The organism is Enterobacter sp. BWH52 (genome assembly GCF_001037565.1).
Taxonomy (GTDB): Bacteria; Pseudomonadota; Gammaproteobacteria; order Enterobacterales; family Enterobacteriaceae; genus Enterobacter; species Enterobacter hormaechei_C.
Map to the genome: position 1 here is coordinate 1,415,020 of NZ_KQ089854.1, position 14,720 is coordinate 1,429,739.

13 protein-coding genes and 1 pseudogene are annotated in these 14,720 nt (G+C 56.0%); 13 read left to right on the top strand and 1 reads right to left on the bottom strand.

Annotated features, from left to right (window positions below; all coding sequences use genetic code 11):
* Positions 1-8 precede the first annotated feature (8 nt).
* The 13 genes and pseudogenes from gspE to SK47_RS06715 all read left to right on the top strand — a co-directional run bounded on the left by gspE (position 9) and on the right by SK47_RS06715 (position 13,542).
* A pseudogene (gspE, locus tag SK47_RS06655) lies at positions 9-1,482 on the top strand (type II secretion system ATPase GspE).
* The gene (gene gspF, locus SK47_RS06660) at positions 1,482-2,690 is read left to right on the top strand and encodes a type II secretion system inner membrane protein GspF (RefSeq protein ID WP_048243691.1); all 1,209 of its coding nucleotides are present in this window, start codon (positions 1,482-1,484) and stop codon (positions 2,688-2,690) included. The pseudogene gspE and the gene gspF overlap by 1 nt, the downstream one beginning before the upstream one ends.
* A 3-nt stretch (positions 2,691-2,693) precedes the next feature.
* Positions 2,694-3,143, top strand: coding sequence for a type II secretion system major pseudopilin GspG (gspG, locus tag SK47_RS06665; protein ID WP_003858352.1), 450 nt, complete (start codon positions 2,694-2,696; stop codon positions 3,141-3,143).
* On the top strand, positions 3,143-3,628 hold the full coding sequence (gene gspH / locus SK47_RS06670; RefSeq protein WP_048243693.1) for a type II secretion system minor pseudopilin GspH: 486 nt from the start codon (positions 3,143-3,145) through the stop codon (positions 3,626-3,628). The genes gspG and gspH overlap by 1 nt, the downstream gene beginning before the upstream one ends.
* A complete protein-coding gene (gene gspI / locus SK47_RS06675; RefSeq protein WP_023315726.1) occupies positions 3,621-4,001 on the top strand; it encodes a type II secretion system minor pseudopilin GspI in 381 nt (126 codons plus the stop codon). The genes gspH and gspI overlap by 8 nt, the downstream gene beginning before the upstream one ends.
* Positions 3,998-4,657 carry a type II secretion system minor pseudopilin GspJ gene (gene gspJ, locus SK47_RS06680; RefSeq protein ID WP_048243695.1) on the top strand — a complete coding sequence of 220 codons (660 nt, stop codon included), beginning with the start codon at positions 3,998-4,000 and terminating at the stop codon, positions 4,655-4,657. Before gspI ends, gspJ begins: the two co-directional genes overlap by 4 nt.
* The gene (gene gspK / locus SK47_RS06685) at positions 4,654-5,664 is read left to right on the top strand and encodes a type II secretion system minor pseudopilin GspK (protein WP_023315728.1); all 1,011 of its coding nucleotides are present in this window, start codon (positions 4,654-4,656) and stop codon (positions 5,662-5,664) included. Before gspJ ends, gspK begins: the two co-directional genes overlap by 4 nt.
* Positions 5,665-5,679: 15 nt before the next feature.
* Positions 5,680-6,813, top strand: coding sequence for a type II secretion system protein GspL (gspL, locus tag SK47_RS06690; RefSeq protein WP_048243697.1), 1,134 nt, complete (start codon positions 5,680-5,682; stop codon positions 6,811-6,813).
* Complete coding sequence (gspM, locus tag SK47_RS06695; RefSeq protein WP_022650705.1) at positions 6,810-7,295, top strand: type II secretion system protein GspM; 486 nt, start codon at positions 6,810-6,812, stop codon at positions 7,293-7,295. The genes gspL and gspM overlap by 4 nt, the downstream gene beginning before the upstream one ends.
* On the top strand, positions 7,292-8,089 hold the full coding sequence (locus tag SK47_RS06700; RefSeq protein WP_023315730.1) for a prepilin peptidase: 798 nt from the start codon (positions 7,292-7,294) through the stop codon (positions 8,087-8,089). The genes gspM and SK47_RS06700 overlap by 4 nt, the downstream gene beginning before the upstream one ends.
* A 253-nt stretch (positions 8,090-8,342) precedes the next feature.
* Positions 8,343-11,045: a glycosyl hydrolase family 18 protein gene (locus SK47_RS06705; RefSeq protein ID WP_022650707.1), complete on the top strand. Its 2,703-nt coding sequence runs from the start codon at positions 8,343-8,345 to the stop codon at positions 11,043-11,045.
* 101 nt (positions 11,046-11,146) lie between these two features.
* Positions 11,147-11,587 carry a type III secretion system invasion protein IagB gene (gene iagB, locus SK47_RS06710; protein ID WP_022650708.1) on the top strand — a complete coding sequence of 147 codons (441 nt, stop codon included), beginning with the start codon at positions 11,147-11,149 and terminating at the stop codon, positions 11,585-11,587.
* Between the two features lie 134 nt (positions 11,588-11,721).
* Positions 11,722-13,542 carry a chitinase gene (locus SK47_RS06715; RefSeq protein WP_047654013.1) on the top strand — a complete coding sequence of 607 codons (1,821 nt, stop codon included), beginning with the start codon at positions 11,722-11,724 and terminating at the stop codon, positions 13,540-13,542.
* Positions 13,543-13,687: 145 nt separating this feature from the next.
* Here SK47_RS06715 and SK47_RS06720 read toward each other — a convergent pair whose 3' ends face one another.
* A complete protein-coding gene (locus tag SK47_RS06720) occupies positions 13,688-14,701 on the bottom strand; it encodes an NAD-dependent epimerase/dehydratase family protein (protein WP_017384852.1) in 1,014 nt (337 codons plus the stop codon).
* Positions 14,702-14,720: the final 19 nt, after the last annotated feature.

Genomic DNA, 14,720 nt, shown 5'->3' on the forward strand with positions numbered 1-14,720 from the left:
GGGATACCGTGGACGAACTGAGTAAAACCCTGTGTAGCAGCAACTACGCAAAAGATAACGGCGTTCTGCTTTACAAAAATGACGTCTATATCCGTGAGGACACCCCGGCGTTAGCACTGCTGGAGGTGCGCCGGGTGCTGGGACGCGCGTTCGTCCCGATCACCCTGGCGCCGGAAGCGTTTGACGAGATGCTGGCTAAAATCTGGCAGCAGAGCAGCGGCGTGTCGCAGCAGCTGGTGGACGACATGGACGCGGATATCGATCTGATGGCGTTAACCGAGGAGATCCCGGATAACGAAGATCTGCTCGATAACGACGAAAACTCGCCGGTGATCCGCCTGATCAACGCCATTCTCGGCGAGGCGGTGAAGGACGGCGCGTCGGATATTCATATCGAAACCTTCGAGCGCACCCTGAGCATTCGCTTTCGCGTTGACGGCGTGCTGCGCCCGGTGCTGCAACCGGCGCGTAAGCTCGCCCCGCTGCTGGTGTCGCGTATCAAGGTCATGTCGAAACTCGACATTGCCGAAAAACGCCTCCCGCAGGATGGCCGTATCTCTCTGCGCATCGGTCGGAAGGCCATCGACGTGCGTGTGTCGACTATTCCGTCCCAGTACGGCGAGCGCGTGGTGATGCGCCTGCTCGATAAAAGCAATCTCAAGCCCGACATCAACAAGCTGGGGCTGATTGATGAAGAGCTGGAGAAGCTGAATGGGCTGATCGACCGCCCGCACGGGATCATCCTCGTTACCGGCCCGACGGGTTCCGGTAAAAGTACCACGCTGTACGCCATACTCTCGGCGCTGAACGGCCACGAACGCAACATTCTGACCGTGGAAGATCCGATTGAGTACGAGCTGGAAGGGGTGGGGCAGACGCAGGTTAACCCGCGCGTGGACATGACCTTTGCCCGTGGGCTGCGCGCGATTCTGCGTCAGGACCCGGACGTGGTGATGATCGGGGAAATTCGCGACGGTGAGACCGCCCAGATCGCGGTGCAGGCGTCGCTGACCGGTCACCTGGTGATGTCGACGCTACACACCTTCCGCAGGGGCGATAACCCGTCTGCGGGATATGGGGCTGGAGTCGTTTTTAATCGGTTCATCGCTGCTCGGTGTCATTGCCCAGCGTCTGGTGCGTCGGCTGTGTACGCACTGCCGGACCACCAGTCCGCTGGACGCCAATGAAAAAGCGCTGTTCAGCTTTATGGACGCGCCGCCAGAAGCGATTTACCGCGCGGTGGGGTGCGAACACTGCCATCAGAGCGGCTATCAGGGCCGCGCCGGTATTCATGAATTTCTGGTGGTGGACAGCGCCATGCGCCGCGCCATCCATGAAGATAAGGACGAAATGTCCCTCGAAACGCAGCTCTTTAAGCAGGCCTACAGCCTGCGTGAAAACGGGCTGCTGAAGGTGATCGGCGGCGTGACGTCTCTGGAAGAAGTCATGCGCGTCACCGCCGAGCGTGGGGGGGATGCATAATGGCTTTCTACGCCTGGACAGCGACGGATGCCGCGGGGAAAACCCAGCGCGGGACGTTACAGGCCGAGGGGCAGAAGCAGGTTCGCCAGTGGCTTCGCGAGCAAAAGCTGATGCCCGTCAGCATTACCGAAACCCGCGAAACGGCGGCTGGCGGGAAAGCGAAAACCGGGGTGAAGCTCTCCACTCCGGTGCTGTCGATGTTTACCCGTCAGCTTTCGACGCTGGTCAACGCCGCGCTGCCGCTGGAGAGCGCGCTGAAAGCGATCTCGAAGCAGACGGAAGACAAAAAGCTGGCGGCGATGGTGGTGGAGATCCGCGAGAAGGTGGTGGAAGGCCACACCCTGTTCGATGCCTTCAGCCAGTTCCCGCGCACCTTCGACAAGCTTTACTGCACGCTGGTGATGGCCGGGGAGAAAACCGGTCACCTGGGCGACGTGCTGGAGAAGCTGGCGGAGTACAACGAGCAGCGCCAGAAAATGAAAAGTAAGCTGACGCAGGCGATGGTCTACCCGATAACCCTCACCGTGGTCGCCATCGCGGTCATCAGCATCCTGCTGGTGGCGGTGGTGCCGCAGGTGATCGAGCAGTTCACTCACATGAAGCAGCAGCTGCCGATCACCACCCGGACGCTGATTGCGGTAAGTGATTTCCTGCAAGCCTGGGGCATTTATATTGTGGGTATTCTGGGGGGCGGCTTTATCGGCTTCAAAACCTGGCTGAGGAATGCCAAAAACCGTTTTCGCTGGCACAGCTGGCTGGTGAACGGCTCGCCGATTAAAAAGCTGGTCTGCGCCATCAACAGCGCCCGCTATATCCGTACCCTGAGTATTTTGCAGGCCAGTAGCGTGCCGCTGCTGGAGGGGATGTATATCGCGATGGACGGTATCGAAAACCGCTATGCCCGGCAGGTGCTGGAGCAGGCCGCCGACACCGTGCGCCAGGGGGCGTCGCTGTATGCGGCGCTGGAACAGGCGAAATTATTCCCGCCCACCATGCTGTATATGATTGCCTCCGGTGAAGAGAGCGGGGAATTAGGTAATTTAATGGATCGCGCGGCGGAAAATCTGGAATCGGCCTTACAACATCGAATTACATTAACGCTGTCGGTCTTTGAACCGGCGCTGGTGGTATCCATGGCGACGATTGTTTTATTCATCGTGCTTTCAATATTACAACCGCTTCTGCAACTTAATAATATGGTAGGTTAAATCATGGCTTTAAAACGTAAAAACCTGGCTCGCCAGGCGGGCTTCACATTGCTCGAATTAATGGTGGTCATTGTTATTCTCGGCGTACTGGCGAGTATGGTAGTGCCAAATTTAATGGGCAATAAGGAAAAAGCCGATACGCAAAAAGCAACCAGCGATATTGTCGCGCTCGAAGGCTCGCTGGATATGTACAAGCTGGATAACCACCGCTACCCGACCACAGAGCAGGGTTTGCAGGCGCTGGTGACCAAACCTGAAATCGCGCCAATCCCGAACGGCTACCGCACGGACGGCTATATCCGTCGCCTGCCGCAGGACCCCTGGGGCAATGATTATCTGCTGGTGAGCCCGGGTGAACACGGCGCGGTGGACGTCTTCTCAGCCGGTCCGGACGGCGAAGCCAATACCGCCGATGACATTACCAACTGGTCTCTGGATAAGAAAGAGAAATAATGAAAAATCAACGCGGCTTTACGTTGCTGGAAATTATTCTGGCGCTGGTGATATTTGCCAGTTGCGCCATGATGGTGGTGTCCACCCTTCCTTCGCGCAGCGGCGCGGATATATTTGGCCAGCAATTAAAAGCGCTCGTTGATTATGGTTCAGACCGTGCGGTGATGGACGGAAATATTGTCGGGCTGGTGATCGCCACCGATAAATATCAGCTGGTGACGATCGCCGATGAAAATGGCGAGCGTCACTGGGTGCCATTATCTGCCGGACGCATTTCCACCAAAGGTGATTTTCCGGAAGAGATGCATGTGTCGCTCTCGCCGCAGCGCCTGGCCGCGACGGTGACGTCCGAGCCGCAGGTAATCTTTTTACCGGACGGTGAAATCAGCCGCTTTACGCTGACGCTGCAAAGTTATGACAAACAGCACCATTTCCGCGTGGTGTCGCAAGGTGCGGCGCCGGTATCGGTAGAAAACGATGGCTAACGGCAACAAAAAGCAAAAGGGGATGACGCTGCTGGAGGTGATGGTCGCTCTGGTGATTTTCTCCACCGCCGCGCTGGCGCTGATGAACTCGGTCTCCCTGAACGTGCGTTTTACCCATGGCCTGGCCGATACCTTGCAGGCTAGTTGGGTGGCGGAAAACCAGCTGGCGGAAGCACAGCTCACGAAAACCGACTTCCCGGATGCTGAACAGCAGGGGACGGAAATCATGGGCGGGCGCAGGTGGAACTGGCGTAAGCAGCGGGTGAAAACGGCCGACAACGTCTGGGCGAATACAATACGCGTGTATGCGGAAGGCGATGAGAGCCAGCCGGTTATTTCCCTGCATATCATTCCGCCGGGAGAGAGCAAGTGAAGAAAATGCGACGCCAGCGCGGATTTACCCTGCTGGAGATCATGATTGCGCTGACTATCTTCGCGGTGATCAGCACCCTGGCCTGGCAAATTCTGGACGGCGCGATGCGTACCAGCTCGGCGACGGATGCCAGCGCCGCAAAGCTCAACCAGCTTCAGCGCGCCTGGAGTCTGATGGAGCGTGATTTTTTCCAGCTTCAGGCGCGCGCCCCGCGTAATGAGCCGGAGCTGTTTCGTCAGGCGGGCGATGCCCTTGAACTGACCACCCTGAATGGCGTGAGCGGAACGGTCCAACTGGAGCGCGTGCGCTGGCGGCTGGAAGAGGGGCGTTTGTATCGCGACGTCTGGCCGGTCATTGACGGCCCGGCGGACGTTAAGCCTGACGAAATGCCGATTGTCAGCGGCGTTAAATCATTGCAGTGGCGGTTTTATCGTCAGGGCTGGCTGAAAAGCTGGAGCGACGCCGCCCATCTGCCGGACGGCGTGGAGGTTACGTTGACGATGGAAAACGGGGATACCTGGCGCTGGGTATTCACCACGCCGGGTGATATGCCGGAGGTGGCCGCTGCCGCGGCGCCAGAGAAAGCCGCCGACGCGCCTGGGACGCCCCCGGATGCAGCCCCTGCGCCTGCCCCTTCGCCGGAGACCAGACCATGAAGCGGATCCGTCAACAACAGGGCGTAGCCCTGCTGGTGGTGCTGATTTTGCTGGTGATGATGTCGGCGCTGGCCGCCAAAATCAGCCAGCAGTTCTGCCGTAATTTGCAGAAAACGCATTATCAGGTAAGCCAGCAGCAGCTGCGCTGGGCGATGCAGGCCCAGGAAAAAGTGGTGAAGGACCGGTTACAGACCGACGCCAGCGGCGAGAGCAAGCCGCTGGCGCTGGACGGCGACTGGCATCAGCCGCTGGAGACGCAGGGTGAAGATTACACGGTCGTGAGCCAGGTGGAAGATGCGCAGGACTGCTTTAACGTCAATAACCTGTTGACCGCCGACATCGCACCCCAGGGGCAAAGCGCTCCCGCGGTGGCGGAAACACCGCGTAAAGCGCGGATTGTAGAACAACTTCTGACGGAAAGTGGGCTCAGTCCGGGCACGGCGGAGGCGGTCTATTTCCAGCTGGTGGATTATCTCGATGGTGACAGCACCACGGCGAAGGAGGGGGCCGAAAGCGATGCGTGGGCTGGCGTCGTGCCCGCGCGGCAACCGGCAAATCAGATGATGCGCAGCATCGCGGAAATCAAACTGCTGCCGGCGTTCCCTGTTACGGCATATCCAAAGGTGAGCAAGCTGTTATGCGCGCTGCCGGACGCCGCCAGCAAGGTGGACGTGAACACCCTGCAACCGGAACAGGCCGCCGTGCTGGCGGCCATGTTCCCGGGAAAACTCACGCGGGATGACGCCGTTCGCCTGCTGGATTCGCGTCCGGAATCGGGCTGGGAAAATATGGAAGCGTTCAGCAAAGCGCTGGAGCAGGCCTTCCCGCAGTTAAAAGACGATCTCCCGCAGGTGGTGGATCAATTTTCTATAAACAGCCGGTACTTCCGCGTGAATTACACCGGCAATACCGATGAATTAACGCTTCGCGTGGTCAGCCAGCTTCAGGTGAATAACGAAGCCGGTGAGATCGTGACGTGGCAGCGTCGTTACCGAATGATTGAATAAGAAAAGTAGAACGTTATGAAACAGGTACTTTTTGTTCGTCCCGACAGCCGCGAGGGCGGGAAAATAATGTGGTGTGAGTCCGGCAGCGAGCGCGTCGAGGTGGTCGACAGCCTGGAGATGCTGGCCGAACACCCCCTGGCTACGCGCGTTTGTCTCCTGTTACCCGCCAGCGACATGATTTTCCGCCATTTTAGGCTACCGAAAAAGGTGGCTTCTCAGGGAATGGCCTTCTCGTGGATGGCAGAAGAGACGCTGATTGGCGACGTGGACAACCTCCACTGGACGGTACTCCACAAAAAAGGCGCCGACGTCGACGCCGTGGCCATTGACGCCGACCGCCTGCGCGCAACATTAACCCGCTGTCAGGAGGCCGGATTAAACGTGATTCAGGCCCTGCCTGATGCCTGGCTCCTGCCCGTGACGGCAGGGGGCAGCACGCTGGTCGCGCAGGATGATGGCTACTGGCTGCGTTTATCGCCCCATGTGGCGGGTGAAATGGAGGCAACCCTGCTGCCGCTGTTAATGCAGAAAGCCGGGGTCGGGGAAGTGTGGTGTTACGGCGATGCGCCTGCGAAGGTGCACATTGACGTGCAGCATGCCTGGCAGCATCCGCTGGCGCTGATCCAGCCGCAGTGGCAAACCTGTCGCGTTAACCTGCTTCACGGTGAATTCAGCCTTAAGGCCGGTCATGGGCGGGCAGCGAAAAGGATGAAAGCCGCGATGGTGGCGGCGGGCGTGCTGTCTGTTGGTCTGCTGCTGGGGCCACGCATTGCGATGGCCTGGATGCTGGTGCAGCAGGAAAATCGGGTGCAGCAGGAGATCGTCCAGGTTTATCAGCACCATTTCCCCAGCATGCGGCAGCAGACCAATATCAAATATCACTTTGGCCAAAGCCTGAAAAAACAGAGCAAGGGGTTCTTTCTTCAGCTTGAGGAGCTGGAGAAAGCCCGGCAGTCAGTCCCTGCGATGGAGATCGATCTGCTGGAATACGATGCGCAGCAAAACACCCTGACGCTGAGCGTCAGCGCGCAAAACCAGCCCGCGTTGCAGGCGTTTGTTAACCAGACCAGTGAGAATTTTGATTTTATCTTACAGCCTGTTTCAACAACCGAACCGTATACCGCCATGATCGCAGGGAAACATAAATGAAAGAGCGAATCGCACAGCTGAAAGCGCGCTATCAGAATTACAGCGCCCGGGAAAAAATCATTTTAAAAATATGTGCCGTTGCCATTGTGGGGGCAGCGGTGTATTACACAGGAGTGATCCCCTTGGATAATATGATTAAAAATAGTAAATCGACACTTAAAAGACAAAAAGAGACGCTTAACTGGATGCGCAGTGAAATTGATAAAAATCATCTTCAGATCCAGTTAGTCAAAACGGATAATCCGCGTACGGTGGTCGAGAATAGCGCCCATGAAATTAACCTTTCGCTGACGGATGTGCGCCAGGAGGGGCAAACTTTATCGTTCGTGGTGAATCGGGTTAATGTGTATGAATTAAAAAGCTGGCTGCGTGAAATTAATCAGACCACCGGTGTGAGATTGCAAAAAATTAACCTCACGCCGGTTGACCACCTCAGCGATGTGAAAGCGCAGGTGCAACTCACCTGGGCAAAAAACGCATGAATACCTTCGCGCTGATGCGGGATGCCTTTCCGGTAGGGTTCCCGATAATGAGTGCGATCCTGGGCGGCATTGTGGGCAGTTTTCTTGGCGTTGTCGCCGAACGCGTACCGGGGATGGTGATGGATGAGGAGGGGAGCGGTAATCTGCTCATTCCGGCCTCGCACTGTTCGGTGTGCCAGCACGCCCTCGCCGCGTGGGAAAACATCCCGCTGCTCAGCTGGCTTTTATTACGGGGGCGCTGCCACCAGTGCGGCAGCGCGATCCCGCTGCGACTCTTTCTGGTCGAACTGATCTCCGCCTTGTTTTTTGGCATCACGGCCTGGTGCATGCCGGACGTTCAGGCGCTGTTCTCTTTGTGGTTACTGGCGGCTTTTTTACTGCCGCTGGCCATGATCGACTGGCAGCACCAGCTGCTTCCGGACTGCCTGACCCAGCCGCTGCTGTGGGCAGGTCTCTTGCTTCATGTGTTTGACCACACGTTGCCGCTACGCGATGCGCTGTTCGGCGCGGTGGCGGGCTATCTGTCGCTCTGGCTGCTCTACTGGGCTTTTCGTCTGATCACGGGACGAGAAGGTCTGGGTTACGGGGATTTTAAGCTACTGGCGGCGCTGGGCGCCTGGTGCGGCTGGCAGGCGTTGCCCTCTATTGAACTGGCGGCAGCGTTAAGCGGTATTGTCGGTTATTTCGCCGTAAATAATTTAAATAAAAATAACCTCACTATTTCTTTTGGTCCTTATCTCGCCTTTGCTGGAATAGGGGTTTTTATTAGTCAGCAAATTGCTTTCACATTTTAAATATACAGGTCAAGATTTTTTATAAATCTTTTTGATGGAGGAAGGAAAGGACGATCCTTTACGCTCAGTGTATCGTAAGAGATATAAGCTACACGGGATTTGGCTTGTATCTTTTAATGGAGGAATACAACGCAGCAACAATTTTTTGTTCACGGCACTCACGTTGGTTAAATACGCATTACGCGAAACGCATCCATGATCTCACGGAAGACATGGGTTACTACGTTATAAATAAATTTATCAGGAAATAAAAATGAAATTTATGAAGCCAAAATATCTGGCGCTCTTTATTGCGGCGGCAACCAGCTCCGCATTTGCAGCAGCGCCAGGTGCACCGACGATCGGCTATGGCAATGACAAATTTGCCCTGGTGGAAGTGGATCAGGCTGCACAGGATTATAACAATCTTGTCAAAGTGCATAACGATGGCGTGGATGTAAAAGTTGAGTGGAACGTCTGGAGTGGTGATGCGCCAACTTCTGCGAAAGTTCTGCTGGACGGACAGACCGTATGGACCGGCGCAGCCGGTGCGACGGGCTCTGCAACGTTTAAAGTGAAAAAAGGCGGGCGTTATCAGGAACAGGTTGAAGTCTGTAATGCCAGCGGCTGTGCGAAAAGCGCCAGTAAGCTGATTATTGTGGCTGACACCGACGGTAGCCACCTGCTGCCGCTGAATACGTCTCTCCAGGAGAACAACAAAGCGTTCGCGAAGCATACCGATAAAGTGGTTGCGGCCTACTTCCCGGAATGGGGCGTTTACGACCGTAACTTCCCGGTTGATAAGATCCCTGCGGCAAACCTCAACCACATTCTGTACGGCTTCATTCCAATCTGTGGCGGTGACGGCATCAACGACGGCCTGAAAACCATTGAAGGTGGTAACAGCTTCCGCGTGCTTCAGAACGACTGTAAGGGCCGTCCTGACTTTACCGTGGCGATCCACGACCCATGGGCTGCGCTGCAAAAACCACAGGCTGGCGTCTCCAACTGGGATGATCCGTACAAAGGTAACTTTGGCCAGCTGATGGCGCTGAAAAAAGCGCATCCAGGCCTGAAAGTGCTGCCATCTATCGGCGGCTGGACGCTTTCCGATCCGTTCTTCCACATGGGCGACCCGGCTATCCGAGCACGCTTTGTCTCTTCTGTGAAAGATTTCCTCCAGACGTGGAAATTCTTTGACGGCGTGGATATCGACTGGGAATTCCCGGGCGGTGGCGGTGTAACCGAAAACCTGGGTAACCCGCAGCAGGATAAAGCGACCTATACCGCACTGATGCACGACCTGCGCACCATGCTGAACGAGCTGTCTGCACAGACGGGCCGTACCTATGAACTGACCAGCGCCATCGGTGCAGGCCGCGATAAGATCGAAGACGTGGATTACACCACGGCTCAGCAGTATCTCGACCACATCTTCCTGATGAGCTACGACTTCTACGGCGGCTGGAGCAACACCGTTCTCGGCCACCAGGCTGCGCTGCGTGCGCCAGCATGGCGTCCGGACACTGATTACACCACTGAAAATGGCGTTAACGCGCTGCTTGCGCAGGGTGTACAGCCAGGCAAGATCGTGGTGGGTGCGGGCATGTATGGCCGCGGCTGGACCGGCGTGCATGGCTACACCGGTGACAATCCATTCACCGGTACGGCAACCGGCATGGTGAAAGGCACCTGGGAACCGGGCGTGGTTGACTATCGTCAGATCGTGAACGAATACAAAGGCAAACCGGGCTGGGAATACGGCTACGACACGACCGCTGAAGCCCCTTACGTCTTCAACAAATCCACCGGCGACCTGATCTCGTATGAAGATGCGCGTTCAACCACGGCGAAAGGCAAGTATGTTCTGGCCAATAAACTGGGCGGTCTGTTCGCGTGGTCTATCGACTCTGATACCGGCGACATTCTGAATGCGATGAACGAAAGCCTGCTGGGCGGCGACTCGACTCCGGTTGATCCGGTGGTCACCAACCACGCGCCAATCGCGTCCTCTGCCGATCAGAACGTGTCTGGCCCGGCAACCGTCACGCTCGATGGCTCTGCTTCCAGCGATCCTGATGGCGATGCGATTACCTACAAATGGACTCAGGTCTCTGGTCCGTCTGTCACCATCAACAACAGCACCAAAGCGAAAGCGACCTTCAATGTTGCGGCAGCGACCACCGACCAGACCATGACGTTCCGCCTGACGGTGACCGATGCAAAAGGCCTGAGCAACGCGATTGATGTCCAGGTGGTGAACAAGGCACCGAAAGCTAACCAGGCACCGGTTTTAAACCCAATGGAAGCGATCACGCTTGAATCTGGTGAAACCTATGCGCTGCATGCCCAGGCTGCGGACCCAGACGGTGATGCGCTGACCTACGCCTGGAGCGTACCAGCAGATATGCACGCCACCGGAACTGACTCCGCGAACGTGAATATCACGGCGCCGGAAGTGAGCTCGACGTCTACCTACACCCTGAGCGTGGTAGTGAGCGACGGTAAGACCAGCGTGCAGTCTAACGTCCAGGTTACCGTGAATCCGAAAGCGGCGCCTGCACCGGTACCTGCTGACGAAGACACTAACCCGGTGGATGACGTTACCCCTCCGGCTGATGATGTGACTCCTCCGTCTGACAAAGGAAGCTGCGATGCACCTGTGGATGCTAACGCCAGCAAATACGCGGCGTGGGAATCCAGCAAAATCTACAACGGTGGCGATACCGTAAGCTTCGACCATCTGGTGTGGAAAGCGAAGTACTGGACTCAGGGCAATCAGCCTGGCTTCGGTGTGGATGCATGGGAGCTGGTGAGCAACGTGAAGATGAACTGGCGTTCTGACCTGGTCTACAACGGCGGCGACACTACCACCTATGAAGGTAACGTTTACCGTGCGAAATGGTGGACCCGTGGTGATAACCCAGCCAACAGCGACGTATGGGTAAAAGAAGGCGCATCAACAGATTGCAAATAATCTAACCCATTAATCACTCCCCCTTTAGAGGGGGAGTGATTCAAAATTCATTTTACAGGATGTTGGTAAGGAGAAATAACCGAAACTGTCAGCAGGTAAAAATGAAAAAGTTAATTTTGTTGTTATTGATAATAAGCCAAAGCGCACTGGCAAATTGTTGGGATAAAGCGGCGCATTATTATCATGTCGATCCTTATTTACTGTACGCGATAGCGAATGTGGAATCCGGTATGAATCCGTATGCGGTTGGGCAAAACCGTGATGGCACGCGGGATGTCGGGCTGATGCAAATCAACAGTTCGCATTTTACCGCGCTGGAAAGCAGAGGCATCGACGAATATCGATTAATCACGGAGCCGTGTACTTCGATCATGGTCGGGGCTTCTATCCTTTCCGGGATGATCAGGGTGTATGGCTATAACTGGGAAGCCGTTGGCGCGTATAACGCCGGACTGAAAAAAGAAAATTATCCGCAGAGGATGAAATATGCCCATAAGGTCTGGGCCAAATATCAGCAACTGAAATTAGCAGCACGTTATTAACGTTTTTTATTTTTGAAGAATTCCTGAAGGTGTTCTTCGAAAAGTGAAAACAGCTGAATGTGGTTTATGTATTAACGGAGTAATACCTAAGCCGGGATATTAACATTTAATTTGAAACGAACAGGAAAACTGAAATGAACAAAAGGACGTTACTGAGTGTACTCATTGCGGGAGCCTGCGTGGCGCCATTCATGGCCCAGGCTGCGAATCTGAAGGAGACCAGCAGTGAGACGTACACCATCAAAGCCAGCGATCTGGCGAAGAAAGAGAAGGAACTGACGGACTTCCCGCTGATGGCTTCGGTTAAAGAGACCATCCAGACGCTGGATAACGCGCAGGTCGAACTGATTGAGCCAGGCCGGGCGGCGAACCCGGACAACGTTAAACGCGTTGAAGGGATTGTGAAAGCCAGCGACTGGGAATATCTCTTCCCGCTGCGCGCCCAGGCCTATACCTACAGCAACTTCCTGAAAGCCGTGGGTAAATTCCCGGCGCTGTGTAAAACCTATAATGACGGTCGTGACAGCGACGCCATCTGTCGCAAAGAGCTGGCCACCATGTTTGCCCACTTTGCCCAGGAAACTGGCGGCCACGAAAGCTGGCGTCCGGAAGCCGAATGGCGTCAGGCGCTGGTCCACGTACGTGAAATGGGCTGGAGCGAAGGGCAGAAGGGCGGTTATAACGGCGAATGTAACCCGGACGTCTGGCAAGGACAGACCTGGCCTTGCGGTAAAGATAAAGACGGCGATTTCCTGAGCTATTTCGGACGCGGTGCGAAACAGTTGTCTTACAACTACAACTACGGTCCATTCTCTGAAGCGATGTACGGCGACGTGCGTACGCTGCTCGACAAACCTGAGCTGGTGGCGGACACCTGGCTGAACCTGGCGAGTGCGATCTTCTTCTTCGCCTATCCGCAGCCGCCAAAACCAAGCATGTTGCAGGTGATCGACGGTACATGGCAGCCGAACGACCACGATAAAGCCAACGGTCTGGTTCCGGGCTTTGGTGTGACCACCCAGATCATCAACGGCGGCGTTGAGTGCGGCGGCCCGACTGAAATTGCGCAGTCTCAGAACCGTATCAAATACTACAAAGAGTTTGCAAACTACCTGAAAGTGCCTGTTCCGGCGAATGAAGTGTTGGGTTGCGCCAACATGAAGCAGTTCGACGAAGGTGGCGCAGGCGCCCTGAAGATTTACTGGGAACAGGACTGGGGATGGAGCGCGGATACCCCGGACGGCAAGACCTACTCTTGCCAGCTGGTGGGCTACCAGACTCCGTTCAGCGCCTTTAAAGAAGGTGACTACAGCAAGTGCGTGCAGAAGTTCTTTAACGTGAAAATCGTTAACGATGATGGTTCTTCCGTTACCCCGGACGAAACCCCGGTCACGCCAACACCGACGCCATCTGGCGATGAAACGCCAGCGCCAACACCAACGCCGGATGAAACCCCGGTCGAACCTGTTGTGGTGAACCACGCGCCGGTTGCGCAGATTGCCGGTCCGATCGGTGCAGTGGAAGCAGGTGCGCAGGTTTCTCTGAGTGCGGAAGGCTCCACCGATCCTGATGGCAACAAACTGACGTATACCTGGCGTTCCCAGGATGGTCAGACTGTTACCGGTCAGGACAAAGCGGTTGTGACCTTCACAGCGCCAGAGTCTGCGACGGCGCAGCAGTATGAAGTGAGCCTAACCGTCAGCGATGGCGAGCTGAGCAGCACCACGTCTTACCTGCTGAACGTGAAAGCGAAAGCGGCAACGCCATCCGGAGAAGATACGTCTTACCCGGCATGGAGCGCGAACAGCAAGTACAACGCCGGTGATATCGTGAACAACCACGGTAAACTGTTCCAGTGCAAACCGTTCCCGTACAGCGGCTGGTGTAACAACTCTCCAACGTACTATGAACCAGGCGCAGGTCTGGCATGGGCTGAAGCCTGGACGGCTCTGTAAAAGCAAACGGCAACCCCCAGGGTTGCCGTTTTAGTGTCTGCACCCTCTCCCTGTGGGAGAGGGCCGGGGTGAGGGCATCAGTCCGCACTCTCTGTTTTTTGCCGGGTGGCGCTGCGCTTACCCGGCCTACATGAGGCAGGAACGCTTACCGGTGCAACTTCCCGTGATCCCGTAACCACGCCGCCGTACGCACTATCCCTTCATCCAGCGAGACAATCGGTTTATATCCCAGCTCGTTCTCCGCCCGAGAAATATCCAGCGTAAAATCAAAGTTGAGCTTCGACACACCGTAATGCGTCAGCGCAGGCTCTTTCGCCGATTTGCTGCCAAAACGCTCCATGCTGCGGGCAATCATGTCCAGCATTGGGTAGGGAACGGAACGGATCCGGCAGTCGATTTTTAATTCGTCAATCAGCCTTTGCACAATGCTGCGCAGGGTACAGGGTTCGCCGTTGGTGATGTTATACGCGCGCCCCGACACCAGCTTATCGCATTCCGGCTGGCTCGCCAGCCACATGGCGTGAACGGCATTTTCGTAATAGGTCATGTCCACCAGCGCATCGCCGCCGCGCGGTAACAGCACGCTGCCGTAGTGATGCATCATCTGGGCCAGTCGCGGGATGAAGACTTTGTCGTGCGGCCCAAACAGGCTCTGCGGACGCAGCACGGTAAAGCGGGTGTGCGGGTTTGACTGGGCCAGCAGGTCGATCACCTCTTCGCCCGCCGCTTTACTGCGGGCAAACTCACAGGCAAAGCGCGCCGGGCGGAAATCTTCCTGAATATCACGATGGTGGTGATAGTCGAAATAGAGCGACGGAGAGGAAATATGAATAAAGTTACGCACGCCCCAGGCGACGGCCCATTCACCCAGACGGCGCGTGGCGCGCACGTTGGCGAGATCAAAGGCTTCCTGGGTACCCCACGGGGAGGTAAAACTGGAGCAGTGCCACAGCGTATCGATACCGGCGAGCATCACCTTGGCCTGAGAGGAGACCAGCTCCGTCAGATCGGCATGGACAAATTCAGCGCCCATTTTTTGCAGGAGCTTACCCATCGCCTCATTGCGACCGGTGGCCCTCACGCTGATGCCTTTGTTGCGCAGAAACTCGACCGCATTTCGGCCTAAGCCGCTGGTCGCCCCGGTAACCAGTACCTTCATAACAATCCACTGTGTTGAA

Coding starts and splice junctions, on each gene's coding strand:
- gspF (WP_048243691.1), top strand. CDS start 1,482: ATGGCTTTCTACGCCTGGACAGCGACGGATGCCGCGGGGAAAACCCAG.
- gspG (WP_003858352.1), top strand. CDS start 2,694: ATGGCTTTAAAACGTAAAAACCTGGCTCGCCAGGCGGGCTTCACATTG.
- gspH (WP_048243693.1), top strand. CDS start 3,143: ATGAAAAATCAACGCGGCTTTACGTTGCTGGAAATTATTCTGGCGCTG.
- gspI (WP_023315726.1), top strand. CDS start 3,621: ATGGCTAACGGCAACAAAAAGCAAAAGGGGATGACGCTGCTGGAGGTG.
- gspK (WP_023315728.1), top strand. CDS start 4,654: ATGAAGCGGATCCGTCAACAACAGGGCGTAGCCCTGCTGGTGGTGCTG.
- gspL (WP_048243697.1), top strand. CDS start 5,680: ATGAAACAGGTACTTTTTGTTCGTCCCGACAGCCGCGAGGGCGGGAAA.
- gspM (WP_022650705.1), top strand. CDS start 6,810: ATGAAAGAGCGAATCGCACAGCTGAAAGCGCGCTATCAGAATTACAGC.
- SK47_RS06700 (WP_023315730.1), top strand. CDS start 7,292: ATGAATACCTTCGCGCTGATGCGGGATGCCTTTCCGGTAGGGTTCCCG.
- SK47_RS06705 (WP_022650707.1), top strand. CDS start 8,343: ATGAAATTTATGAAGCCAAAATATCTGGCGCTCTTTATTGCGGCGGCA.
- iagB (WP_022650708.1), top strand. CDS start 11,147: ATGAAAAAGTTAATTTTGTTGTTATTGATAATAAGCCAAAGCGCACTG.
- SK47_RS06715 (WP_047654013.1), top strand. CDS start 11,722: ATGAACAAAAGGACGTTACTGAGTGTACTCATTGCGGGAGCCTGCGTG.
- SK47_RS06720 (WP_017384852.1), bottom strand. CDS start 14,701: ATGAAGGTACTGGTTACCGGGGCGACCAGCGGCTTAGGCCGAAATGCG.